At 74.0% G+C, this 23,290-nt stretch carries 20 protein-coding genes; 10 read left to right on the forward strand and 10 right to left on the reverse strand.

The genetic code is table 11. From position 1 onward, the window contains the following. Window positions 1-5: 5 nt before the first annotated feature. Window positions 6-1,496 carry a CoA-acylating methylmalonate-semialdehyde dehydrogenase gene (locus M0M48_RS13170; protein ID WP_215812964.1) on the reverse strand — a complete coding sequence of 497 codons (1,491 nt, stop codon included), beginning with the start codon at window positions 1,494-1,496 and terminating at the stop codon, window positions 6-8. 146 nt (window positions 1,497-1,642) lie between these two features. Between M0M48_RS13170 and M0M48_RS13175 the strand changes: the two genes are divergently transcribed. Together M0M48_RS13175 and M0M48_RS13180 are read left to right on the forward strand one after the other, a co-directional pair. Beyond that, entirely contained in the window at window positions 1,643-3,463 is a 1,821-nt protein-coding gene (locus M0M48_RS13175; protein ID WP_257751495.1) for a fibronectin type III domain-containing protein, read from the forward strand. Window positions 3,464-3,533: 70 nt separating this feature from the next. Next, entirely contained in the window at window positions 3,534-3,812 is a 279-nt protein-coding gene (locus M0M48_RS13180) for a hypothetical protein (protein ID WP_257751496.1), read from the forward strand. On the opposite strand, the gene M0M48_RS13185 is transcribed toward M0M48_RS13180, so the two are convergent. The 4 genes from M0M48_RS13185 to M0M48_RS13200 form a co-directional block, all read right to left on the reverse strand. Next, a complete protein-coding gene (locus M0M48_RS13185; RefSeq protein ID WP_257751497.1) occupies window positions 3,804-7,274 on the reverse strand; it encodes an ATP-binding protein in 3,471 nt (1,156 codons plus the stop codon). The genes M0M48_RS13180 and M0M48_RS13185 overlap by 9 nt on opposite strands. Further along, on the reverse strand, window positions 7,271-8,002 hold the full coding sequence (locus M0M48_RS13190; protein WP_257751498.1) for a DUF4194 domain-containing protein: 732 nt from the start codon (window positions 8,000-8,002) through the stop codon (window positions 7,271-7,273). The genes M0M48_RS13185 and M0M48_RS13190 overlap by 4 nt, the downstream gene beginning before the upstream one ends. Beyond that, window positions 7,999-9,489 (reverse strand): DUF3375 domain-containing protein, encoded by a 1,491-nt coding sequence (locus tag M0M48_RS13195; RefSeq protein ID WP_257751499.1) that lies wholly within the window; start codon window positions 9,487-9,489, stop codon window positions 7,999-8,001. Before M0M48_RS13195 ends, M0M48_RS13190 begins: the two co-directional genes overlap by 4 nt. Window positions 9,490-9,633: 144 nt before the next feature. Beyond that, entirely contained in the window at window positions 9,634-10,467 is an 834-nt protein-coding gene (locus M0M48_RS13200; RefSeq protein WP_257751500.1) for an SCO6745 family protein, read from the reverse strand. Window positions 10,468-10,513: 46 nt separating this feature from the next. Between M0M48_RS13200 and M0M48_RS13205 the strand changes: the two genes are divergently transcribed. The 4 genes from M0M48_RS13205 to M0M48_RS13220 are packed head-to-tail and all read left to right on the forward strand — an operon-like array spanning window position 10,514 to window position 12,987. Beyond that, window positions 10,514-10,954: a VOC family protein gene (locus tag M0M48_RS13205; RefSeq protein ID WP_257751501.1), complete on the forward strand. Its 441-nt coding sequence runs from the start codon at window positions 10,514-10,516 to the stop codon at window positions 10,952-10,954. Window positions 10,955-10,994: 40 nt separating this feature from the next. Further along, window positions 10,995-11,477, forward strand: coding sequence for a nuclear transport factor 2 family protein (locus M0M48_RS13210; RefSeq protein WP_215812955.1), 483 nt, complete (start codon window positions 10,995-10,997; stop codon window positions 11,475-11,477). 37 nt (window positions 11,478-11,514) lie between these two features. Further along, the gene (locus tag M0M48_RS13215; protein ID WP_257751502.1) at window positions 11,515-11,997 is read left to right on the forward strand and encodes a hypothetical protein; all 483 of its coding nucleotides are present in this window, start codon (window positions 11,515-11,517) and stop codon (window positions 11,995-11,997) included. 18 nt (window positions 11,998-12,015) lie between these two features. Then, a complete protein-coding gene (locus M0M48_RS13220; protein ID WP_257751503.1) occupies window positions 12,016-12,987 on the forward strand; it encodes a glutathione S-transferase C-terminal domain-containing protein in 972 nt (323 codons plus the stop codon). Window positions 12,988-12,991: 4 nt separating this feature from the next. On the opposite strand, the gene M0M48_RS13225 is transcribed toward M0M48_RS13220, so the two are convergent. Beyond that, window positions 12,992-14,794, reverse strand: a complete 1,803-nt coding sequence (locus M0M48_RS13225) for an acyl-CoA dehydrogenase (RefSeq protein ID WP_257751504.1) — start codon at window positions 14,792-14,794, stop codon at window positions 12,992-12,994. A 63-nt stretch (window positions 14,795-14,857) separates the two neighbouring features. Between M0M48_RS13225 and M0M48_RS13230 the strand changes: the two genes are divergently transcribed. Then, on the forward strand, window positions 14,858-16,924 hold the full coding sequence (locus M0M48_RS13230; protein WP_257751505.1) for an RCC1 domain-containing protein: 2,067 nt from the start codon (window positions 14,858-14,860) through the stop codon (window positions 16,922-16,924). Here M0M48_RS13230 and M0M48_RS13235 read toward each other — a convergent pair. Continuing rightward, entirely contained in the window at window positions 16,921-17,346 is a 426-nt protein-coding gene (locus M0M48_RS13235; RefSeq protein WP_215812951.1) for a hypothetical protein, read from the reverse strand. The two genes, M0M48_RS13230 and M0M48_RS13235, sit on opposite strands and share 4 nt — an antisense overlap. Window positions 17,347-17,377: 31 nt before the next feature. On the opposite strand from M0M48_RS13235, the gene M0M48_RS13240 reads away from it, so the two are divergent. Beyond that, window positions 17,378-18,316 carry a metallophosphoesterase gene (locus tag M0M48_RS13240; RefSeq protein WP_257751506.1) on the forward strand — a complete coding sequence of 313 codons (939 nt, stop codon included), beginning with the start codon at window positions 17,378-17,380 and terminating at the stop codon, window positions 18,314-18,316. Between the two features lie 4 nt (window positions 18,317-18,320). Next, a complete protein-coding gene (locus M0M48_RS13245) occupies window positions 18,321-19,325 on the forward strand; it encodes a 5'-3' exonuclease (RefSeq protein WP_257751507.1) in 1,005 nt (334 codons plus the stop codon). On the opposite strand, the gene M0M48_RS13250 is transcribed toward M0M48_RS13245, so the two are convergent. Both M0M48_RS13250 and M0M48_RS13255 read right to left on the reverse strand, forming a co-directional pair. Further along, window positions 19,291-19,752 carry a pyridoxamine 5'-phosphate oxidase family protein gene (locus M0M48_RS13250; protein WP_257751508.1) on the reverse strand — a complete coding sequence of 154 codons (462 nt, stop codon included), beginning with the start codon at window positions 19,750-19,752 and terminating at the stop codon, window positions 19,291-19,293. The two genes, M0M48_RS13245 and M0M48_RS13250, sit on opposite strands and share 35 nt — an antisense overlap. Next, window positions 19,749-20,165: a CBS domain-containing protein gene (locus M0M48_RS13255; RefSeq protein WP_257751509.1), complete on the reverse strand. Its 417-nt coding sequence runs from the start codon at window positions 20,163-20,165 to the stop codon at window positions 19,749-19,751. Before M0M48_RS13255 ends, M0M48_RS13250 begins: the two co-directional genes overlap by 4 nt. A gap of 113 nt (window positions 20,166-20,278) precedes the next feature. Between M0M48_RS13255 and M0M48_RS13260 the strand changes: the two genes are divergently transcribed. After that, window positions 20,279-21,799 (forward strand): acyl-CoA carboxylase subunit beta, encoded by a 1,521-nt coding sequence (locus tag M0M48_RS13260; RefSeq protein WP_257751510.1) that lies wholly within the window; start codon window positions 20,279-20,281, stop codon window positions 21,797-21,799. Here the strand turns inward: M0M48_RS13260 and M0M48_RS13265 are convergent. Further along, complete coding sequence (locus tag M0M48_RS13265) at window positions 21,762-23,285, reverse strand: GAF domain-containing sensor histidine kinase (protein WP_257751511.1); 1,524 nt, start codon at window positions 23,283-23,285, stop codon at window positions 21,762-21,764. The two genes, M0M48_RS13260 and M0M48_RS13265, sit on opposite strands and share 38 nt — an antisense overlap. Window positions 23,286-23,290: the final 5 nt, after the last annotated feature.

Below are 23,290 nucleotides of genomic sequence, written 5' to 3' on the forward strand. Positions count from 1 at the left end.
CCTCCTCAGCGGGTCCGCGGGAAGCCGAGGTCGACGCTCGACGTGGCCGGGTCGGGCCAGCGCGAGGTGATGACCTTGCCGCGGGTGTAGAAGCTGATGCCCTCGGGGCCGTACATGTGGGTGTCGCCGAAGAGCGAGTCCTTCCAGCCGCCGAACGAGTAGTAGGCGACCGGGACCGGGATCGGCACGTTGATGCCGACCATGCCGACCTGGACGTCGTACTGGAAGCGGCGCGCGGCGCCGCCGTCGCGGGTGAAGATCGCGGTGCCGTTGGCATAGCGGTTGGCGTTGATGAGCGCCAGGCCCTCGTCGTAGGTGTCCACGCGGACCACGCCGAGCACGGGGCCGAAGATCTCGTCGGTGTAGACGGTCATCTCGGGCGTGACGTTGTCGAGCAGCGTGGTGCCGAGGAAGAAGCCCTCGGCCGGGACGTCGGCCGTGCGGCCGTCGACCACGACGGTGGCGCCCTCCGCCTCGCCGGCGTCGACGTAGCCCGCGACCTTGTCGCGGTGCTCGCGGGTGATGAGCGGGCCCATGTCAGTGCCCTCGGCGGCACCGTCGCCGACGACGAGCTTGGGCAGCCGCAGCGCGATCGCGTCGACCAGCGGGTCCGCGATGTCGCCGACCGCGACCGCGACGGACAGCGCCATGCAGCGCTCGCCCGCGGCGCCGTAGGCGGCCGAGACGATGGCGTCGGCGGCGACGTCGAGGTCGGCGTCGGGCAGCACGAGCGCGTGGTTCTTGGCGCCGCCGAGGGCCTGGACGCGCTTGCCGTGGGCGGTGCCGGTCTCGTAGATGTACTTGGCGATGGGCGTCGAGCCGACGAAGCTCACCGCCGCGACGTCGGGGTGGGTCAGCAGCGCGTCGACCGCCTCCTTGTCGCCCTGGACGACGGTGAAGACGCCGTCGGGCAGCCCCGCCTCCTGCCACAGCCGGGCGATCCAGAGCGCGGCGCTCGGGTCCTTCTCGCTGGGCTTGAGCACGAAGGCGTTGCCGCAGGCGATCGCGTTGGCGCACATCCACAGCGGCACCATGGCCGGGAAGTTGAAGGGCGTGATGCCGGCGACGACGCCGAGCGGCTGGCGGATGTCGTAGACGTCGACACCCGACGCGGCCTGCTCGGAGTAGCCGCCCTTGAGCAGCTGGGGCACGCCGGTCGCGAACTCGACGTTCTCGAGGCCGCGCGCGATCTCGCCGAGGGCGTCGGCGTGGACCTTGCCGTGCTCGGCGGTGATGATCCGGGCCAGCTCGTCGGAGCGCTCGTGGAGCAGCTCGCGGAAGGCGAACAGGACCGCCGCGCGCTGCGAGAGCGACGACCCGCGCCAGGCCGCGGCGGCGGCACCCGCGCGGGCGACCGCCGCGGAGACCTCGCTCGTGGAGGCCAGGTCGACCTCGGCGGTGACGGCGCCGGTGGCCGGGTTGTGCACGGGCGCCGTACGGCCCGAGGTGCCGGTGACGACCTGGCCGTCGATCCAGTGGGAGACGCGTTCGCTCATGGGTCCGACGATATGTGTCAGCAGTGACCCCCGCAAAGGGTCTATTGACCTGTGACAAACGGAGGCCCGGGCGTGGGTAAAGGCTTCCCCGAACCCCCGCGGACCGGGCGTCCGGGTCCTAGCGTCGGCCCCCAGGGGGTACGACCATGGGGATGCTCGCCCGGCGGCTCACGGCCGCGCTCACGACCGCGCTGCTGCTGGTGGCGGCCGGCTCCGTCGTCTCGACCGGTGCGGCCGGTGCGGTGGTCGCGGCGGGCCGCCCGTCGCCACCCCGGTCCGTGGGCGCGGCGCCCGCGGACGGCGCGATCCGGGTGACCTGGACGGCGCCCGCGCGCAAGGGCGGCAGCCGGATCGACCGGTACGCCGTGCAGCGGCGCACCGCACCCTCCGGCGCCTGGTCCCCGGTGCGCAAGGTGTCCGGGGCGACCCGCGCCTGGACCGTGACCGGACTCCGCAACGGCACGCGCTACGGCATCCGGGTGCGGGCGCACACCGCGTCCGGGTGGGGGCGGTGGAGCGCCGAGGCGACCGCCGTGCCGCGCGGGACGCCCGGCCCGGTGCTGACCCCGGAGGCCGACGGCTACCGCGCGGCGCTCGGCGTCTACTGGCAGGCGCCGCCCGTGACCAACGGCGGGCCGATCGACCACTACCGCGTCGAGATCGGCACCGACGGCGCGACCTGGACCACCGCCGTGGACCACGCGGCCGTCGCCACCGCGGCCGCCCCCGTGCTCGTCACGGGACTGACCCCCGGCACCCGCTACTGGGTCCGGGTCCGCGCGCACAACGCGGCCGGCTACGGCCCGGGCAGCGGCGCCGGGCCCTACCGCGTGCTCACCGCCCCGAATCCCGTCACCGACCTGGTCGCCACCCCGGGCGACACCACCGCGACCCTGACCTGGACCGAGCCCACCGTCGCCAACGGCATCCCCGCGGCGACCGGCTACAAGGTCGAGGCGAGCACCGACGACGGCGGCACCTGGACCGAGCTCGCGCTGACCACCGCGCCCACCTACACGGCCACCGGCCTGGCCAACGGCACGTCCTACCGGTTCCGGGTCAGCGCCCGGGCGAGCAACGCCCGCCTCGGGTACGGCGCCCCGACGCTCGCCTCCCCCACCCTCCCGGTCGGCGCACCGGGCGCCCCGCGCGACCCCGGGCTCGGCTGGGACCCGGAGGCCGCGACCTACCGGCTCACCTGGACCGCGCCCGCGGGCGACGGCGGTGACCCGGTCGCGCACTACCTCGTCCAGCAGGGCACGCTCCCCGAGCAGCAGGTCACCGCACCCGCGACGGACCTCGACGTGGGCGCGGCCGCGCTCGACGACGGCTTCCGGGTGCGGGCGTGCAACGGGCACGGGTGCGGGCCGTGGACCACGGTGGTCGGGCCGGTGCCCGCGCCCGTGGGCGACCTGACGGCGGACGCGGCGCGCGCGGGGGCGTCGTACACGGTGACGGTGGGGTGGACCGCTCCGGGCAATGCGGCGGTGACGTCGTACCAGGTGCTGCGGAGCAGCGACGGGACCACCTTCACCGAGGTCGGGACCACCGCCGCGACGACCTTCAGCGACCCGACGGCGGTGGCCGCGACGTCGTACACCTACCGGGTGGTGGGGCGCTACGCCGGCGGCAGCGGACGCCCGGCGTCGGTCGACGTGGCGACCGGACCGCTCTACGACCTCGCCCTGACACCGGCGTCGGTGCTGGTCGACGAGGGTGGGACCGCGCTGCTGGCAGTCTCGCTCGACCGTCCCGCGGCAGCCGACACGGTGGTCGTGGTGACCTCCACGGACCCGGACGCCGCGGCGCCCGCGAGCCCCACCGTCACCATCCCGGCCGGGCAGACCTCGGCCACCATCACCGTCCTCGCCCTCCCGGACGCCGACAGCGACGACGAGGTGGTGACGTTCACGGTGGACCTCGGCGGCCAGACCCGGACCGCGACGGTGACCGTGCTCGACGGCTGATCCCGGCGTTCGACGGTGCTGTTGCGGCCACGGCCACCTGGCCGTCGCCCGCGGCACCTATCCTCGGGCCATGCCCGAGCGCTGGGTCTCCTACGAGCCGACCGACGAGACCGAGCCCCCGCCGCCGCCGGCTCCCTCGCGGCTGCCTGCCCTGCTCGCGGTCGCCGCCGTGGCCGTCGTCGTCGCCGGGATCGTCGGACTGGTCGCCGCGGCGTCGTCCGGCAAGGACGACGACGAGCCGGCCCGCCGGGTCACCACGGTCACGAGCACGTCGTGGTCGACCTCGTGGTCGTCGTCGTGGTCGACCTCGTGGACCACCTCGACGACGACCACGACCACCTCACGCTGAGGCGTCGGCGCCCTCGGCGACCACGTCGCTGATCGGGGTGATCCAGGACTGGTGCGAGCGCGCGTTCTTGGTGATCGCGAGCAGGTCGTCCATGTGCGGCTCCAGGCCGGTCACCTTGTCGAGCGGGACGCCGATGATGAGCTGGAAGCCCAGGCCCTTCCAGGCCTGCACGGCGCGCCCGGCGAACTCCGAGTCCGCCTTGACGAAGCCCTCGTCGAGGAAGACCGGCGCGAACCGCGGCCGCGAGCGCATCTCGTCGCCGAGCCGGAAGCGCAGCGCGGAGCCCACGATGAAGGCGACGAGCTCCTGGCTCTCGCCACCGGACTTCTCCCCCAGCGTGCGGTACGTCGCGCGCAGCTCACCGGTCAGGTGGTCGTAGCGCTCGGCGCTGATCTCCACGTGCCGGCGTACGTCGAGCAGCCGGTCGCGGTCGGTGGTCAGCGTCGGGCCCTCGCCGGACTGGGACGGCTTGCGCAGCTGCTGCATGAACCGGCTCAGCTCGGTGAAGCGCTTCTCGAGCCCGGCCTCGTCGAGCTCGGCGGTGGCACCCGAGGACAGCGCGCGCAGGTCCTTCATGAAGACCTGCACGTGCGCCGGCGCGAGGCGGCGCAGCCGGATGCGGAGCCGGTCGGCCTCGGCGCCGAACTCCAGGCGCCGCAGGATGGCGTTGATCGGCTCGAGCCGGTCCTCGATCTCCTCGACCGAGGACGACATGGCGCCGACCAGCGGCACCAGGTCCTGCCCGCTCCACTCGGTGAGCCGGCGGCGCCACTCGGCGCGACGGTCGGCCAGGCCGGTGCCGCGGATCTCGTCGAGGATCCGCGCGTAGTCGGCGTAGGAGTCCGCGGTGGCGCCGAGGTTCGGCGAGTCCCACTGGAACTTGTAGTGCTTGAAGATGAGCGCCAGGTCGTCGTCGCAGCGCCGGATCTCGGCGTCCGCGTCGGCCACGGCCGTGCGCAACCGCTCGCCCAGGCGGTGGGAGTTGTCCGCGAACCGGTCGAGGTCCTCGGGGTCCGCGGGAGCCGCGGCAGCGGCGAAGTCCGCGGCCAGGGCGGCCTCCTGCTCCTCGGAGAGCCGGACCGAGCCGCCGGCCTCCATCGCCTCGAGGCGGTCCTTGACCAGGTCCTCGGAGTCGACGAGCTCGCTGTGCGCGCCGTTGAGCTCGCGCTGGCGCTGCTCCAGGGCGAACCGCTCCTGACGGGTGTCGTCGAGGCGGTGCACCAGCTCGTCGATCTGCTGCTGCAGCACCTGGAGCTGGTCGTCGGAGGTGAGGATGTCGGTCCGCCGCTGCTCCAGCTCGGAGATGCGGCGGTCGCTGCCCGCCACGTCGACGTCGTCGAAGCGGACCATGGCGATCGCGTCGTACGCCTTGCGCTGCTGCTCCAGGAGCCGGCCGCGCCGGTCGAGGTCGGCGAGCTGGGCGTCGACCTGCTCCATCCGGCGCTCCAGCTCGTCGAGCTGGCCGTCGATCTCGGCGATCGCGTCCTCGTTGGAGAAGCCGATGATGTTGCGCTGGTCGTTGCGACCGTGGGCGCCGCGGCGCCCGTTGCGGGTCTGGCCGGCGGCGGTCACCCGGAAGCCGGGGCCGTCGAGCTCGGCGGCGCTCTCGACGCAGTAGGCGTTGCGGGAGGGGTCCTCGACGTGCTGCTGGACCCAGCCCGAGAAGGGCGACTCCTTGAACAGCAGCTTGCCCGCGACCCGCTCGGGGTCGGCCGGGCCGGTGTCGGGCAGGTCGAGCTCGACACCCTGGAAGGTCAGCCGGGCCGGCAGCCGCAGGTCGTCGATGGCCGCGGAGAACTCGTCGAGCCGGTCGAGCGGGACGAGCATCATCCGGGCGGTGCCGCCCAGGACGGTCTCGATCGCGGTGCGCCAGCGCGCCTCCTCGGGCGCGAGGTCGATCAGCTCGGCGACGAACGGCAGCTCGTCGACGCGCAGGCCGCTGGCCTGGGCGACGGCGCCCCGCAGGTCGTGCAGGTACGACGGCACCCGGCCCGCGCGGTTCTCGAGCGAGGTGCGCTCGCGCTGGAGCACGGACTGCTCGTTCTTGAGCGGGACCAGACCGTCGCGGACCCGGTCACGCTCGGCGCGCAGCGTCGCCTGCTCGGCCTCGCCGGCCGAGAGCCGCTTGCGGGCCAGGAGCTGCAGCTCGGCGAAGGCGGACGCCGAGTCCATCGCGGACTCCAGGTCGGGCGCGTCGGCGTCGGTGAGCCCGACGAGCGGGTAGACCCGCTCCTCGAGCTCGGAGAGCCGGTTGGCGCGCTCCTCGCGGATCACCCGCTCGTGCTCGGCCTGCGCGGCGAGCGCCTGGAGGTCGCCGCCACCGGCGGCGCGGTGGGCCTCCTTGGCCGCCTCCAGGTCACCGGCCAGCGTGGTCTCGGCCGAGCGCGTCGCGGTCAGGCCCTCGACGGTGCCCTGCCGGGCGTCGCGGTTGCCGGTGACGGCGGACTCGATGAGGCGCAGGTGGGTCTTGAGCAGCCACAGCCGCAGCGGGGTGTCGCCGGACAGCGTGACGCCGTAGGAGTCGAGCTCGGACAGCCGCGCGGTCGCGGCGACCTTGCGCTCCTGCAGGTCGGTGATCGGCTCGAGCAGCTCGAGCTTCTGCTCCTCGGTGCGCATCGCGGCGTACGACGCGTCGAGGTCGTCGAAGTGCTCGATCGCCCGGTCCGCGGCGGCATAGGTCGAGGGCCGCTCCAGGACCATGTCCTTGTAGAGCTCGTCGACGCTGCGGACCTGGTTGCCGGCCTGGATGCGCGCGAGCAGGCGCAGCGCCTTGGAGCCGTCGCCGTTGGCGCCGATGCCCAGCCGGGCGTGCAGGACGGCGGTGAACTCGGCGTACGTGCGGTGCACGCGGATGCCCGGGTAGAGCTTCTTGAGCGTGTTGGCGTGGAAGCGCTCGGGGACGGCGACCTCGAGCGTCTCGAGCGAGAGCGGTCCCTCGTGGGTGGCGAGCTGCATCTGCACCTCGCCGGAGCGCGACGCGCGGCGCGGCACGTAGTAGGTGCGCAGGGCCGTGAACCGGCCGCCCTGGTCGTTGACGAACGTCATCGCGACCGCGCCCCAGGTGTCGGTGCCCTTGCCGCGCAGGAGCTTCTCCTCGGGGCGGCCGGTCTTGGGGTTGTCGATGACGTCGACCGCGCCGCGCAGGTAGGACAGCAGGTTGCGTTGGCCGGCGCTGCGCGCGCGGCCCGCGACGGCGTCGTTGGAGGCGCCGTTGAACTTGGTGTCGGAGGGCATCATCAGCGCCGTGTAGGCGTCGAGGATGGTGCTCTTGCCGACGCCGGAGGCACCGGAGATCATCGTCGCGTCACCGCGCAGCGGGACGGTCGTGAGGCCGCTGAAGCCGCCCCAGTTGACGAGCTGGAGCAGGGACGCGCGCCACTGGACCGTGTCGTCGGCCGGGGTCGCGACGACCTCGCGCTCGAACAGGCCGCCCTCGACGTCCTCGATCTCGTCGATGCTCACTCGCCGTCCTCCTCGAACAGGTCGGCCGGCTCGGCCGCCTCGGCCTCGTCGGCCGGCTCGGTGCCGTTGGCCTTCTGCAGCGCGTCGAGCAGCTCGTGGAGCAGCTCCAGCGGCAGCAGTGGCTCGACGGCCTCGCTGATCTCGTAGCGGTCCTCGGCGGCCGAGCCGATGAGCAGGCCCGCCTTGACGATGCTCACGACCGCGTTGCGGGCGCGCTTCTCGTCGCCCGCCTCGTCGGTGGCGTGGGTGGGCCGGAAGCTCGCGACGTAGTCGACGATGTCCTCGCGGTCGATGTAGACCCGCGCGTCCCCGCCGGCCAGACCCGCGCGCAGCCGGTCGCGCAGGTGCACCAGCACCAGCGTCTCCTCGCGCGACCACGCCGTGTCGTGCAGCAGCGTCGGGAACCGCCCGCCGGTCTCCGAGAACGCCTGGCGCTTCCACGCGACCTCGCGCGCCGGGTCGACCTGGAGGTCGAGGAAGAGGTCGTTGAGCCGCGAGCGGATGACCCGCTCGTGCTCGACCAGCACCTGCCAGTCGCGCGGGTGGGTGCGCGCGCTGATGAACCGCTGCTTGAGGAGCGTGACCAGGGCGTGGCGCTGGGCGTACTCCAGACCGCCCTCGTCGCCCTCGAACAGCGACACCGAGCGCTCGTCGGCGACCTCGTCGAGGTCGTCGAAGTCGTTGGCGACCACGTCGAGCTCGTCGGGCTGGTCCAGGTCGACGCTCATCGGTGGGACTCCTCTCGGGAGAGATCGGGGTCGGGCAGCGGCGTGCGCGGCACGGCGAAGGTGCGGCGCGTGCCGTCGGGACGGACGGCGGCGAACGCCTCGACGCCGTCCTCGGTCTCCCACTCCTGGTCGGCTGCGAGGTGCAGCAGGCCGAAGATCTCGACCGGCCGGCGCAGCGACGGCTCCAGGGTGTCGAACAGCTCGCCCAGCGAGCCGGCCGGCAGCAGGTCGCGCAGCGCGTCGTCGAGGCGCTGGCGCAGCGAGCCCAGCTGGGGACCGCCCTGCGCCATCAGCTCGGTCAGCGACAGTGACGGGGCGTCGGCCGGGTCGGCCGCGGTGATCGGGTCGGGCAGGATGTCGTCCGCGGGGTCGTAGAAGCGCTCGCGCAGGTGGTCGACGCTCGCCCGGTCGGGCAGCAGGGAGACGTCGTGGGCGGCGCGGGGGCCCGTCGTACCCATCCAGGTCATGAGGGCCGACTCGACCTGGCGCAGCGTCTGCTCCAGCTCGCGGTCGCGGGCGGCGTCGTGGGAGACGATGTACTCCTTGAGCGTTGCCGTCACCCGGCTGCGCTGGGCCAGCACCCGGTCGAGACCGTCGCGGACCAGCTTGACGGTCCCTCGCAGCTCGGCCCGGTCGGCGTCGCCGAGGATCCCGTCGGAGAGCGGGTGCTCCAGCAGCGCCCCGAGGTCCTCGCGCAGCTGGGTGACCAGGCCGTCGTCACGCAGCAGCGCGAACGCCCCCTCGAACGCCCGCCCCTCGTGGGTGGCCGTCATCAGCGCGTCGGCCCGCGCCAGGTAGTCGTCGATCACGTCGCCCGCCGGCCGGTCCTCGGCCCGGAACGCGGCCAGGATCTCGCCCCGGATCGTCGCGAACCGCTCCTCCACCCGTGCGAAGTCGCTCGGCAGCGCCGAGATCAGCGACAGCAGCTCGGTGAACCCCTCGGACATGTAGTCCTCGGTCGCACTGACCAGCTCGGCCCCGTCGACCAGGCGGTCGCGCTCGGCCTTGAGCCGCGCGATCTCGTCGTTGAGGAGGGTGACCCGGGCACCCCGGTCGGGGTTCGCCTCGGAGTTGAACCGGCGCACCGTGCTCAGGATCGTGGTGATCCGGTGCTCGCTCAGCGTCGCCCGGTCCCGCGCGAGGTTCTTGACCAGCTCGAGCGCCTGCTGCGCGTACGACGTCAGCGAGTAGACCTCGTTGCCCTGCTCGTCGAGCGAGCGCACCAGCCACTGCCCCCGCATCCACCGCTGGCAGATGTCACGCCCGGTACCGCTGGGCAGGTCGGTCTCCCCCGCCTTGCGGATCTCGGCGAGGTGCTCCTCGACCTGCGTGTGCAGCCGCGCGGTCGGGATCGGCTTGTTGTTGCGGCCGAAGGACTCCCGGAAGATCGTGATCACGACCGGCGCCTGACGCTGGTGGAGCAGGGTCAACGTGGGCTGCGCGAAGGCACCCTTGACCCTCGCCAGCTCCCCGGCGATCTCGCTCATCTGCCCCCCGGTCGTCCTGCTGCTTGCGGTCGTGCTCGTCGCCGTCGCGCCCGCGCGCGGGGTGCGCTGGGCTCGGACGGACGGTCAAGCATGTCAGAGGGGGCGAGCGAGGCTGAATCGAGCCGGGCGGCGCCCGTCGGGCGCCTAGGCGGAGGCCGCCTCCGTGAGCCGGGCCGCGATCGGCTCCAGCGCCGCGACCAGCTCCTCGAGCTCCCCCGCCGCCAGCCCCTCGTACGGCGCCTCGGCCAGCGCGTCCGTCAGCGCCTCGATCCGGTCCTTGGTGGCGCGCCCGGCCGGAGTGAAGCGGCCCCCGGCGTCGAGGAGCCCGCGCTCGCGCAGGTCGGCCATCACCGCGGCCAGCTCGCCCGCGGGCAGGTGGTGGATCCGGCCGAACGACTCCGCCGGGTGGATGCCCAGGTCGAGGGCGCTGAGGACGTGTGCGGCGATGCCGCCGATCCGCTCGCCGACCAGGGCGGCGATGTGGCCGTCGCCGCGGTGCTCGCGCAGCATGTTGGCCGCGTGCCAGAGCCGGGCCACCGGCTCGTCGGGGACGGGGAGAGCGCGCAGGCCGGCGTACATGACCCGGCCGTCGGTCGGGGCGCTGACTGCGGCCTGCGTGAGCAGGTCGGCGGCCCGCGCGAGCCCCGGCGTCTCGGCGAGGTCGCCGAGGATGCGCCGCAGGGCGGCCGCGCAACCGCGCTGGCGCGCGGCGTGGGCGGCCTCGGGCGTGGTCGTCTCCCACACCTTCGGGACGTGCCGAGCCACCTCGCCCGCGCCGAAGTTGTAGAACGCCGCGTGCACCACCTCCGCCGGCGCCCGCCCCAGCGGCGCGGAGCGGCCCGCGAAGTAGCCGTCCCAGTAGTTGCGGAAGCCGAGCTCCGCCATCGCCTCGTTGGGCTCGTCGGCGGTGAAGTTGACCATCGGGATCGGCTCGACGAGGTCGTACATGCGGCGGGCGACGGCGACGGCGTGGGACATCGGGGGCTCCTGGTGCTCGGCGCCTCGGTGGCGGAGAGTTGGTTCCATGACACATGTAAGACGCTTCGACCACGTCGGAATCACCGTTGCCGACCTCGACGCGGCCACCGCCTTCTTCGTCGGGCTGGGCCTCGAGGTCGAGGGCACCGGCTCCGTGCAGGGCGAGTTCATCGACACCGTCTGCGGCATTCCCGGGGCGCACTGCGAGATCGTCATGCTCCGCCCGCCCGGCGACGGCTCCCGGCTCGAGCTCGCCCGGTTCGTCACGCCCGACCACGTGCCCGGGTCGCCGTACGCGATGGCCAACGAGGTGGGCCTGCGCAACGTCTCGTTCGAGGTCGAGGACCTCCAGGCGGCCCTCGACGCGGTGGCCGCCGACGGGTACGGGCTGGTCGCCGGGATCGGCGAGTACGAGGGCAGCGTGCGGATGGCCTACGTCCGCGGGCCCGAGGGGATCGTGGTGTCGCTCTTCGAGCAGGTGGGATGAGCCCCTCGCCAAGATCTAGAACACGTTCTACTCTCTCGGCATGGACCTCGTCGCGATCGAAGAGATCAAGCGCCTCAAGCACCGCTACTTCCGCACCCTCGACCTGAAGGTCTGGGACGAGTTCGCCGACTGCCTGGCCGAGGACGTCTCGGCCCGCTACGGCACCCAGGCGATGGACAAGCCGCTGCACTACGACAACCGGGCGGATGTCGTCGACTTCATGCAGAACAACCTCGGCCCGGGGATCATCACGATCCACATCGCGAACCACCCCGAGATCGACGTCGACGGCGACACCGCGACCGGCTCGTGGGCCTTCGAGGACACGGTGATCGTGCCGGACTTCAAGGTGCAGATCCGGGGCGGCGGGTACTACGTCGACACCTACCGGCGCGACGCGGACGGTGCCTGGCGGATCGCGTCGACGCAGTACGAGCGGATCTACGAGGCGATGACCTCGCTCGACGACACCCCGAGCTTCAAGCTCATCGCCAACCGGTGGGACCCCTCGCTGCAGCACTGAGCCGGGTTGGGTCGGACCGCCGACCTAGGGTGAAGCCATGAACCTGACGCACGCACCCCTGCGGGCTGCCACGGGCGCCTTCATCCTCAACTCCGGCCTGACCAAGCTGGGCGCGGACGCCGCCACGGCGCAGCAGCTGCACGGCTTCGCCAGCACGGCGTACCCCCAGTTCACGAACATGGACGCCACCCAGTTCACCAAGATGCTCGCCGTCGGCGAGATCGCGCTGGGCAGCGCCCTGCTGACGCCCAAGGTGCCCTCGGCGCTCGCGGGCGCTGCGCTCACAGCGTTCGGCGCCGGGATGCTGGGGCTCTACGCGCGGGTGCCCGGGCTGCGCCGCGAGGGGAGCATCCGGCCGACCGAGGCGGGCGTGCCGATCGCGAAGGACGTCTGGCTGGTGGGCGCGGGGGCGACGCTGGGCCTGCAGGGCTTCTTCAACGGCGCCCGGCGGGCCGGCAAGCGGGCGGCGACCAAGGTCGGCGCGGCGGCCGAGAGCGCGCACGACGCGCTCCCGTTCTGAGCGGGCGGGGCGACGACGATGGCGGACGCCGCGAAGAGCAAGGCCTTCGACCGGGACATGAACTACATCCCGGATCGGATCACCCGGGAGCCCGGCCTCTCCCAGGACAAGTACGACGACCAGCAGCTCGCCGTCCCCACCTGGCCCGCCGAGCCGGGCCGCTACCGGCTCGTCGCGGCCGCCGCGTGCCCCTGGGCCAACCGGGCGATCATCGTGCGCCGGCTCCTCGGCCTCGAGGACGTGATCTCGCTCGGCCTGACCGGGCCCACCCACGACCCGCGCAGCTGGACCTTCGACCTCGACCCCGGCGGGGTCGACCCGGTGCTGGGCTACGAGCGCCTCCAGGAGGCCTACTTCGCCCGGTTCCCCGACTACCCGCGCGGGATCACCGTCCCGGCGATCGTCGACGTGCCGACCAGGGCCGTGGTCACCAACGACTTCCCGTGGATCACCCACGACCTCTTCTTCGAGTGGCGCGACCACCACCGTCCCGACGCCCCGGACCTGTGGCCAGACGACGTGCGCGACGAGATGGAGGAGGTCATGCAGCGGATCTTCACCGAGGTCAACAACGGCGTCTACCGCTGCGGGTTCGCCGGCTCCCAGGAGGACTACGACGCGGCCTACGACCGGCTCTGGACGGCGATGGACTGGCTCGAGGAGCGGCTCACCGACCGGCGCTTCCTGATGGGCGACACCCTCACCGAGGCCGACGTGCGGCTGGTCACGACGCTCGTGCGCTTCGACGCCGTCTACCACGGCCACTTCAAGTGCAACCGCAACAAGCTGACCGAGATGCCGGCGCTGTGGGGCTACGCGCGCGACCTGTTCCAGACGCCCGAGCTCGGCGGGACGATCGACTTCGACCAGATCAAGCGGCACTACTACGTCGTGCACACCGGCATCAACCCGACCCGGATCGTGCCGCGGGGTCCCGACGAGTCCGGCTGGCTGGCGCCGCACGGCCGGGGTGAGGGGCGCCGTTGGTGAGCGATCAGAGCACCGCGGGGTCCACCTCGTTGAACAGCTGGTCCCCGCCGGCGAGCAGGTCGAGCATCGGCGCGACCTTCGGGAGCTCGTGGGTGAGGAAGTAGCGTCCGGCCGCGCGCTTCCCGTCGTAGAACTCCCCGGTCGAGCCGTGCGCGGCGACGAGCTGGTCGAGCCAGGTCCAGGCGAGCACGACGTGCCCGGCCGCCTCGAGACCGGTGGTCGCGTTGACGAGCGCGGTCCGCGGGTCGCCCGAGGCCCAGGCGGCGGCCACGGCGGCGACCAGCCCGTCGACGGCCTCCCCCACCCGCCCCGCGTACGACGTCAGGTCGGCGTCGCCGGTCGCCACCGCGCGGTCGATGCTCGCCCGGATGGTGCCGGCGAGGAGCTGGAGGCCGGCGCCGCCGTCCAGCACGAGCTTGCGCCCGAGCAGGTCGAGGGCCTGGATGCCGTGGGTGCCCTCGTGGATGGGGTTGAGCCGGTTGTCGCGGTAGAGCTGCTCGACGCCGTACTCGCGGGTGTAGCCGTAGCCGCCGTGGACCTGGATGGCCAGGTCGTTGGCGGCCAGGCACCACTGCGAGGGCCAGCTCTTGACGATGGGGGTCAGGACGTCGAGCAGCGCGCCGGCGCGGGTCCGCTCCTCGGGGTCGGGATGGGTGAGCTCGTCGTCGAGCAGCAGGGCGGCGCGCAGCACCAGGGCGAGCCCGCCCTCGACGTAGGACTTGGCGGCGAGGAGCATCCGGCGCACGTCGGCGTGCTCGGCGATGGCGACCGGCGGCGCGGCCGGGTCCTTGGCGCCGAGGGGGCGACCCTGGACGCGCTCGCGGGCGTAGGCGAGGGCGCGGCGGTAGCCGGTGTAGCCGAGGGCGACCGCGCCCGCGCCGACCCCGACCCGGGCCTCGTTCATCATGTGGAACATGACCGCGAGGCCGCGGCCCTCCGCGCCGACGAGCTCGCCGACGGCGCCGGGGGCGCCCCCGGGCAGGTGCGTGCCCTCGCCGAAGTTGAGGACCGTGTTGACCGTGCCACGGAAGCCCATCTTGTGGTTGATCCCGGCCAGGGTGACGTCATTGCGCTCGCCGCGCTCGCCGGCGGCGTCCACGACGTACTTGGGGGTGGCGAACAGCGAGAGCCCCTTGACGCCGGCCGGCGCACCCTCCACCCGGGCCAGGACCAGGTGGACGATGTTGTCGCCGAGCTCGTGGTCGCCCCCGGAGATCCACATCTTGTTGCCGAACAGGCGGAACGAGCCGTCGGGCTGGCGGACCGCGCGGGTGGCCACGTCGGCGAGGGACGACCCGGCCTGGGGCTCGGAGAGGCACATCGTGCCGAACCAGCGGCCCTCGAGCATGGGCGGGACGAACCGGGCGACCTGCTCGGGGGTGGCGTGCGCGAGCAGCAGGTTGGCGTTGGCCATGGTGAGCATCGGGTAGCCCGAGGTCGACACGTTCGCGGCCTGGAACCAGGCGAAGCAGGCCTGCTGAACCACCCGCGGGAGCTGGACTCCCCCGGCCTCGGCGTCCATCGAGGCGCCGATCAGCCCGGCGTCGGCGAACGCCTTCAGCGCGGCCGCGACCTCGGGGATGATCGTGACGCTCTCGCCGTCGAACTGCGGCTCGTGCTCGTCGCTGAGCGCGTTGTGCGGCGCGAAGTGCTCCGCGGCGACCTCGGCCGAGAGGTCGAGCACGGCGTCGAAGGTCTCGCGGCTGTGGTCGGCATACCGCTCGCGCTCGGTGAGGGCGCCGACGTCGAGCCACTCGTGGAGCAGGAAGGCGAGGTCGCGACGGGACAGCAACAGGTCGGGGCTCACGTGCCCAGTCTCTACCCGATCCTGGTGAGGTCCGCGACCGGCCGTCCGCCCTAGCGTCGAGGGATGGCCCGCGCGTTCGCCCGCGTCCTCGACGGCATCAGCGTCGGGCTGCTGGTGAGCCTGCTGCTGTGCGCGCAGTATCTCGGCCTGCCGCAGCTCTCCCCGCCCCTGTCCGCCGCCGCTGCCGCGCCAGGCACGCCGTCCTCCTGGGGCGGCAACGTGTTCGGCGAGCTGGGCGACGGGACGACGACGCCGCACCGCACGGCCGCGGCGCTGGCCGGGCTGGACGACGTGGTCGACGTCCATACCGGGCGCGAGCACGCGGTCGCGCTCCGGGCGGACGGCACGGTCCTGACCTGGGGCAGCAACCAGATGGGCCAACTGGGGACCGGTCCGGGCGGCAACCGGCCGAGCCCGGCCGCGGTCGCCGGGCTGAGCGAGGTGACGATGGTCTCGACCGGGCACTACCACTCGCTGGCGCTGCGCGCCGACGGCTCGGTGTGGACGTGGGGCTACAACTTCGCCGGACAGCTCGGCGACGGCACGACGACGACCCGCAACCGCCCGGTCCGGGTCAGCGGGACGCGGACCTACGGCTTCGTCGCGGCCGGGCGCGACATGAGCTATGCGGTCGCGACAGACGGCACCGTGTGGGCGTGGGGGCTCAACGGCGACGGCCAGCTCGGCGACGGTACGACGACCAACCGCACCACGCCCGTCCGCGTCGGCACGCTCAGCGAGGTCACCCAGGTCGCCGGCGGGCGCGACCACGGGCTCGCGCTGCGCTCCGACGGCACGGTGTGGGCATGGGGCTGGAACGCCTACGGCCAGGTGGGCGACGGCACCCTGACCGACCGGACCGCGCCGGTGCAGGTCACCACGGGGGCGAGCATGGTCGCGGCGGGCGCACACCACTCCTACGCGCTGCGCACGAGCGGGCAGGTGCAGGCGTGGGGCCGCAACTACCGCAACGAGCTGGGTGACGGCACCACGACGCAGCGGACCCGGCCGGTCACCGTCCTCGGCGTCTCCGGCGCCGTGGCGATCGGCTCCGGGCGCGACCACGGGCTGGCGGCGCTGGCCGACGGCACGGTCCGCGCGTGGGGCCAGAACTCGTCGGGCCAGCTCGGCGACGGCACGACGACGAGCCGCTCCTCGGCGGTCACCGTCGTGGGCGTCAGCGAGGCGACCCGGGTGAGCGGGGGCGCGGAGTTCTCGGTCGCCCTGTCCACCCCGTCCGGGCCGCCGCCCAACCAGCCTCCGGTGGCGCGCGCGGCGGCGGACTGCACGCTGCTGGCCTGCACGTTCTCGGCGGCCGGCTCGGGTGATCCGGACGGCGTGATCACCGGCTACGCCTGGGACTTCGGCGACGGTACGACGGGCGCGGGCCCGAGCCCGGCGCACGACTACGCGGCGGCGGGCTCCTATCCCGTCACGCTCACGGTGACCGACGACGACGGCGCGACCGGGACCGCGACGACGACCGCGCTCGCGACCGAGCCCGGCACCGGTACGACGGCCGAGCTGCGCGCGGTGACCGGGGTCAGCCGGAACGCGGCGAGCGCGGCGCTCGCCGTACCGGGAGCGGTGCAGGCGGGCGACGTCCTCGTGCTGCTGGTCGCGACCAACCGGCTCGCCACGCTGACCACCCCGGCGGGCTGGACCCTGCTCGGCACCGTGACCGACGGCTCCGACCTGCGCTCGTGGGCGCTGACCCGGACGGCGGTCGCGGGCACCCCGGGCTCGACGGTGACGCTCACGCTCGACGCGACGAGCAAGGTCGACGCCACCCTCGCGGCGTACGACGGCGGCGGCGTGACGGCGACCGCCTCGCGCGTGGAGCCCGGCACCGGCGCGGCCCACCTGACGCCTGCCGCGAGCGTGAGCACCGCGGGCTCGCGCGTGGTCCAGCACTGGGTCACCAAGGTCAACAGCGCGCTCACCTGGACCGCGCCGGGCGACCTGGTCGTGCGCCGTACCGGCACGGGCAGCGGGAGCGGCCAGCTCGGCGTGCTGACCGCCGACGGCGGACCGGCTCCGGCCGGCACCTGGGCCGCGCACACCGCGACGGCGAGCGTGGCGTCCGGCAAGGCGGTCGCCTGGACGGTCGTGGTCGCGCCCGATCCCTAGCCCGAGACCGGCAGTCCCGGCATCCCGGCCAGCGGAGCGCTCGCGACGGTCACCACGCCCACCATCCGCGCCCCCGCGCCGAGCAGGGTCGCGCCGTGGTCGGTACGCAGCGCCGAGCGCCCGAACTGCACCTCGAGGACACCGATCCGCAGCCGGCCGCCCTCGCGCACCAGCGCCACTTCCCCGCGGCGCGGGCGGCGGCCGGAGGAGACCAGGAGCTCGGTCCCGGCGGGCCAGCCGTGGGAGGCGAGGGCGTCGTTGCGGAGCCGGATGCGGACGTCCTCGTCGTCTCCCGCCACCGCGCGGGCCGCCGCCGGGGGTGCCTTGCGGGCAGCGGGGCGCGGCGCGGCCGGCTCCGGTGGGGGCAGGTCGAGCGGCAGGCACTCCTGACCCTCGGCGGCCGCCCGTCGTCCCGAACGCATGTTCGAAGAGTAGCGCCCGTACGCTGTCGCCGTGGAGCCCCTCGGCCAGTACCCGGACCCGACCCACGTCGTCGCGCACCTCAGCGACCCCCACCTGCTCGCCGATCGGCTGCTCTACGACGCGGTCGACACCGCCGCCCACCTGGAGCGCGCGCTGGCCCGGCTCCGGCGGCTGCCGACGCCCCCGCAGGCGCTGGTGTTCACCGGCGACCTCGCCGACCGGGCCGAGCCGGGCGCCTACGCCCGGCTGCGCGCGATCGTCGAGCCGGTCGCGGCCGACCTCGGCGCCGAGGTCGTGTGGGTGATGGGCAACCACGACGAGCGCCGCGCGTTCGGGCAGGCCCTGCTCGGCACGGACGACGACGCCCCGCGCGACCGGGTGCACGACGTCGCCGGGCTGCGCATCGTCGCGCTCGACACCAGCGTCCCCGGCTGGCACCACGGCGAGCTCGGCGACGACCAGCTCGCCTGGCTCGCCGACGTCCTCGCCACCCCGGCGCCCCACGGGACGCTGCTCGCGATGCACCACCCGCCGATCCCGGTGCCCATGCTGCGCCTGGCCGAGCTGATCGAGCTGCACGACCAGGACCGGCTCGCCGCCGTCGTCGAGGGCACCGACGTCCGGGGCATCCTGGGCGGGCACTTCCACTTCACGTCGTACGCCACGTTCGCGGGCGTGCCGGTCTCGGTCGCGTCGGCGTCCTGCTACACCTCCGAGCTCGCGCCCGAGGGGCGGATGGTGGCCGGGGTCGACGGACACCAGGCGTTCACCATGCTCCACCTGTACGAGGACCGCGTGGTCCACTCGGTCGTCCCGGCCACCGACGCCGTCGAAGTGAGCGGACGCGGCGAGGAGCTGCTCGAGGCGTTCCTGGCGCTGACCCCGGCCGAGCGGTTCGACCTCGTCGCCCGCAAGGACTCCCCGCTCAACGCCGAGCCCGCCGAGCCCGCCGACACCGAGCCGAGCTGAGCCGATGCCCGCCGTCCCCGACCGCCCGCGCCGGCTGCTCCTGGCCGTCGACGCGCCCTCGCTGCTGCACCGCAACCACCACGCACGCCGCCACACCCGGCTGCGCGACCGGACCGGACGGCCCGCGTGGGCGCTGCACGGGATGCTGCGCCAGATCATCGAGTCGATCGACGCGTTCGCCCCGGACGCGGTGATCTTCGGGCTCGACGACCGCACCGCCTCGATCCGCCGCGACCACTACCCCGACTACAAGGCCGGGCGCGCCGAGAAGGACCCCGAGCTGGTCGACCAGCTCGACCGCGCGGGCGCGCTGCTCGACGCCCTGGGTCTGGCGACGCTGACCCCGCCGGGCTTGGAGGCCGACGACGTCAACGCCTCCGCGGCGACCTGGGCCGAGAACCACGACTGGAACTGCGTGATCATCACGTCCGACCGGGACTCGTTCGCCCACATCAGCGACCACACCCAGGTGCTGCGGCTGATCGACGGCGGCATCCACGGCTCGCCGCTGCTGAGCCCGTCCCGGATCCAGATGATGTACGGCGTCCCGGCCGACCGCTACCTGGAGTTCGCGGCCGTGCGGGGCGACGCGAGCGACAACCTGCCCGGCGTACCGGGCATCGGCGAGAAGACCGCCGCCACCCTGCTCTCCCACATCGGCTCGATGCGCGAGGTCTGGGCCGACGTCGAGCACGACGAGGGCCGCTCGGTGGTCGCCGCACTCGACGCCTGGGCCGAGGAGACGGGCGGACGCCGCATCGGCGCGACCACCCTCAAGCGGCTGAGCGCGCCGGGCGCGCGCGAGGTCTACGAGTTCAACCTGCGGATGATGGCCGGGCGTACCGACCTCGACCTGGGTCTGACCCCGGACGTGCCGGGCTCCCCCGGCCTGCTCCCCCTCGACATCGAGCGGGTCGCGCGGGTGGTCGGTCACCTCAACATGGAGGCGACGACCCAGCTCGCGCTGCGGGTGCTCACCGGCGATCCGGCGTCGGTGCCGCGCGGCTGACCGGCAGGCCGGCGAACAGGTCCCACCCGGCCCCCGTACGACGGCCGCTCAGCTCCTGCCAGGGCAGGCGCACCCAGACCGCGTCGTCGCGCCGCACCCACCGCGGCGGCCCGGGCGCGTGCCGCTCGCCGGCGCTCCGCTCGGACTCCCCCAGCCGCTGCCCGCGACCGCGCGCGACGACCGACCAGCCGTGACGCCGGCCGTAGTCGACGTGGTCGATCTCGAGGAGCAGCGGCGCGCGGTCGGCGTACCGGTCGAGCAGCGAGCCGGGCGTCGTCCGCACCCAGATCGCGTCGCCCGCCGTGACGTAGTTGACCGGCAGCACCTCGACCCGGCCGGCCACGGTGGTCAGCACCAGGCGCCCGAAGACACCGGCGCGCAGCAGGCGCTCGCACTCCTCGGGGGACAGGTCGACGAGCTCGGTCACCGCGCTCCCGCCCCGCCATCGCGCCCGTGGACCATCGCCCGGACGACGTCGCTGCGGCTGACCACGCCGACCACCTGGTCGGCGGCGTCCACCACCGGCAGGCTCTTCACCAGCCGGTCGACGAGGACCCGGCGCAGCGTGGCGACGTCGGTCTCGGGGTGCACCAGGACGACGACCGAGCTCATCGCCTCGCCCACGGTCCCCGCCAGGTCACCGGGTCCGGGGCCGGACCCGGAACCGGGGCCGAGCAGGTCCGCCTCGCTGAGCACCCCGACCACCCGGCCGCGCTCGTCGACGACCGGCAGCGCGGTGACCCCGTGCGCGGCGAGCAGGTCCGCCGCCGCGCGCAGCGGTTCGCCGGGGCGGACGGTGATCGGGCTGGCGGTCATCAGGTCCCGTACGTGCGTGGCCATGGCTCCAGGCTCGCCCCGGCGAGGTGCGGGCGCGAGGGTCCGCGCGCCCGGCCGGGCGGGACCTAAGGCCCTCGGCGACCGGCACCCGCCCGAGCCTGCGCCATGATGGCCCGGTGAGCGACGACGCCCCCGACGGCCCCGTTCCTGCCCAGGGACTCACCGAGGTGCTGGCCCGGCGCTTCCTGACCACCGACGCCGCGCGCGCTGACAAGGTCGCGCGGTGGCACGCCCGCGGCCGCCGTACGGCGCGCGAGAACCTGGCCGACCTCGTCGACCCCGGCAGCTTCGTGGAGTACGGGCGGTTCGTGACCGCCGCTCAGGAGGGCCGGCGGGCGCTGGCGGACCTCGTGGTCGAGGCGCCGGCCGACGGGATCATCGGTGGCACCGCGACGATCGACGGGCGTCCGTGCGCGGTGCTGTCGTACGACTACCTCGTGATGGCCGGCACCCAGGGGATGCGCGGGCACCGCAAGTCCGACCGCCTCATCGAGCTGGTCCGGCGGATGCGGCTGCCCACGGTGTTCTTCACCGAGGGCGGCGGTGGGCGGCCCGGCGACACCGACCTGCCGATGGTCTCGGCGCTCGACGTGGGCTCGTTCGCGCTGTGGGGCGCCCTGGAGGGCGTCGTACCGCGGATCGCCGTGGTCTCGGGCCGCTGCTTCGCCGGCAACGCGGTGCTGGCCGGCTGCGCCGACCTGCGGGTGGCGACGCCTGACGCGAACCTCGGGATGGCCGGGCCGGCGATGATCGCGGGCGGCGGGCTCGGGCAGTTCGCGCCCGAGGAGATCGGGCCGGTGGCGGACCAGTCGGCCAACGGCGTGCTCGACGTGCTGGTCGAGGACGAGGAGGAGGCCGTGGCGGTGGTCCGCCGGCTCCTCGGCTACCTCACCGGGACCCGCGAGCCGGGCACCGCCGACCCGCAGGACGCGCTGCGCACGATGCTCCCCGAGAACGACCGCGAGGCGTACGACGTCCGCCCGGTCGTGACCGCACTCGCCGACCACGACAGCGTGGTCTGGCTACGCGAGGGCTGGGCGCCCGAGCTGGTCACCGCGTTCGCGCGGGTCGAGGGGATCCCCGTCGGCGTGGTCACCAACCAGTCGACCCACCTCGCGGGCGCGCTGACCGCCGATGCGTCGGCCAAGGCGGCCGACTTCCTCGAGCTGTGCGAGCGCTGGCGGGTTCCGGTGGTGTCGCTGGTCGACACCCCGGGTTTCATGGTCGGCCCCGAGGCCGAGCGCACGGGCCTGGTCCGGCACGCCTCCCGGATGGTGAGCGCGGGCGCCCGGCTGAGCGTCCCGCTCGTCGGGGTGGTGCTGCGCCGTGGCTACGGACTCGGCGCCCAGGCGATGCTGGGCGGCAGCACCCACCGGCCGCTGCTGACGGTGGCCTGGCCCGACGCCCACCTGGGCCCGATGGGGCTCGAGGGTGCGGTCCGCCTGGCGATGGCACACGAGCTGGCCGCGCTGCCGGAGGACGAGCGCGAGGCCGTCGTGGCCGAGCAGACCGCCGCGTTCCGCAAGAACGCCAGCGCCCTCAACGCCGCGCGGGTCTTCGAGATCGACGACGTGATCGACCCGGCCGAGACCCGCGGGGTCATCGCGGCGACGCTGCGCGCGGCACCGACCAGCTGAGGCTCGTGCCGCGGCCCGGCGCGGACTCGATGACCAGGCTGCCGCCACGCTGCTCGGCCCGGGCCCGGATGTTGGCCAGGCCGCTCTCGGCGCCGGCGCCGGTCATGCCGCGCCCGTCGTCGCGCACGGTGAGCACGATCCGCTCCCCCGCCTCGACGACGACCTCGACCGCGCTCGCGCCGGCGTGCCGGCTCGCGTTGGAGAGCCCCTCGGCCAGCACGGCGAGCAGGTCGGGCGCGATGTCGTCGGAGATCAGCGTCCGCACCGGCCCCTCGAACCGCAGCGCGGGCCGGAACTTCAGCGTCGCCGCCGCGCGGTCCACCAACCGAGTCACCTCGGCCTGGACGTCGCCCGCGGTGTCGACCGAGCTGAGCCCGAAGATCGCCCGGCGGATGTCCTTGATCGTGGCGTCGAGGTCGTCGACGGCCTGGTCGATCCGGGCCGCCGCGTCCGGCCGGTCCACCATCCGGGTCGTGCCCTGGAGACCGAGGCCGACCGCGAACAGCCGCTGGATGACGAGGTCGTGGAGGTCCCGGCCGATCCGGTCACGGTCCTCGAGGACGGCGAGCCGGCGCTGGTCCTCGCGCGCCGCGGCGAGCTGGAGGGTGAGCGCGGCCTGCTCGGCGTACGCCGCGACGAGCTGGGGATCGAGCGTGTGGAAGCGGTCCTCGTGCTCCGGGGTCCAGGCCAGCGAGAGCGTGCCGGTGACACCGGGCGAGGGCGCGAACGCGACCGTGAGCACCGGTCCGTCGTGGTCCGGCGCCTCCTCGTCGTCGGTACGGACCCACGCGGCGTCGGCATGGGCGACCTCGCGGGCGCGCTCGGCGACGGCGGCGCCCGGGTCGGTCCCGGGCTCGGCCAGCAGGGTCGCGATCTCGGCGCTCGCCCGGGCCCAGGTCTCGCGGACCATCGTCTGCTCGTAGAGCCGAGCGTTCTCGATCGCCACACCCGCAGCGGCGGCCAGCGCGACGACGATCTCCTCGTCCTCGGCGGTGAAGTCCCCGCCGCCGGCCTTCTCGGTCAGGTAGAGGTTGCCGAAGACCCGGTCCCGGATGCGCACCGGCACCCCGAGGAACGAGCTCATCGGCGGGTGGTGCTCCGGGAACCCGTACGACGCCGGGTGCTCCGCGATGTCGTTCAGGCGCAGCGGCTCGGGCCGGTCGATGATCAGCCCCAGCAGGCCGTGCCCCGTCGGCAGCTCGCCGATCTCGGCGGCCAGGTCGTCGGCGATGCCGTGGTGGACGAACGTCCGCAGCCGCCGCTGCTGGCCCGCGCTGAGCACGCCGAGCGCGGCGTACCGGGCATCGACGAGGCGCGAGGCGATCGCGACGATCCGCGACAGGACTCCGTCGAGGCTCAGGTCGGCGGAGATGGTCACCACCGCGTCGAGCAACAGCTGCAGCCGGGCCTGCTGGTCGAGGGCACCGTGCATCCGGTCCAGCACCGCGCGGACCAGGTCCTCGAACTCCACCTCGTCGAGGTTCACGGCCG

This window comes from Pimelobacter simplex (assembly GCF_024662235.1).
In the GTDB taxonomy this organism is placed as follows: Bacteria; Actinomycetota; Actinomycetes; order Propionibacteriales; family Nocardioidaceae; genus Nocardioides.

Coding starts and splice junctions, on each gene's coding strand:
- M0M48_RS13235 (WP_215812951.1), bottom strand. CDS start 17,346: ATGCGTTCGGGACGACGGGCGGCCGCCGAGGGTCAGGAGTGCCTGCCG.
- M0M48_RS13175 (WP_257751495.1), top strand. CDS start 1,643: ATGGGGATGCTCGCCCGGCGGCTCACGGCCGCGCTCACGACCGCGCTG.
- M0M48_RS13215 (WP_257751502.1), top strand. CDS start 11,515: ATGAACCTGACGCACGCACCCCTGCGGGCTGCCACGGGCGCCTTCATC.
- M0M48_RS13245 (WP_257751507.1), top strand. CDS start 18,321: ATGCCCGCCGTCCCCGACCGCCCGCGCCGGCTGCTCCTGGCCGTCGAC.
- M0M48_RS13170 (WP_215812964.1), bottom strand. CDS start 1,496: ATGAGCGAACGCGTCTCCCACTGGATCGACGGCCAGGTCGTCACCGGC.
- M0M48_RS13195 (WP_257751499.1), bottom strand. CDS start 9,489: ATGAGCGAGATCGCCGGGGAGCTGGCGAGGGTCAAGGGTGCCTTCGCG.
- M0M48_RS13205 (WP_257751501.1), top strand. CDS start 10,514: ATGACACATGTAAGACGCTTCGACCACGTCGGAATCACCGTTGCCGAC.
- M0M48_RS13190 (WP_257751498.1), bottom strand. CDS start 8,002: ATGAGCGTCGACCTGGACCAGCCCGACGAGCTCGACGTGGTCGCCAAC.
- M0M48_RS13230 (WP_257751505.1), top strand. CDS start 14,858: ATGGCCCGCGCGTTCGCCCGCGTCCTCGACGGCATCAGCGTCGGGCTG.
- M0M48_RS13210 (WP_215812955.1), top strand. CDS start 10,995: ATGGACCTCGTCGCGATCGAAGAGATCAAGCGCCTCAAGCACCGCTAC.
- M0M48_RS13255 (WP_257751509.1), bottom strand. CDS start 20,165: ATGGCCACGCACGTACGGGACCTGATGACCGCCAGCCCGATCACCGTC.
- M0M48_RS13200 (WP_257751500.1), bottom strand. CDS start 10,467: ATGTCCCACGCCGTCGCCGTCGCCCGCCGCATGTACGACCTCGTCGAG.
- M0M48_RS13180 (WP_257751496.1), top strand. CDS start 3,534: ATGCCCGAGCGCTGGGTCTCCTACGAGCCGACCGACGAGACCGAGCCC.
- M0M48_RS13220 (WP_257751503.1), top strand. CDS start 12,016: ATGGCGGACGCCGCGAAGAGCAAGGCCTTCGACCGGGACATGAACTAC.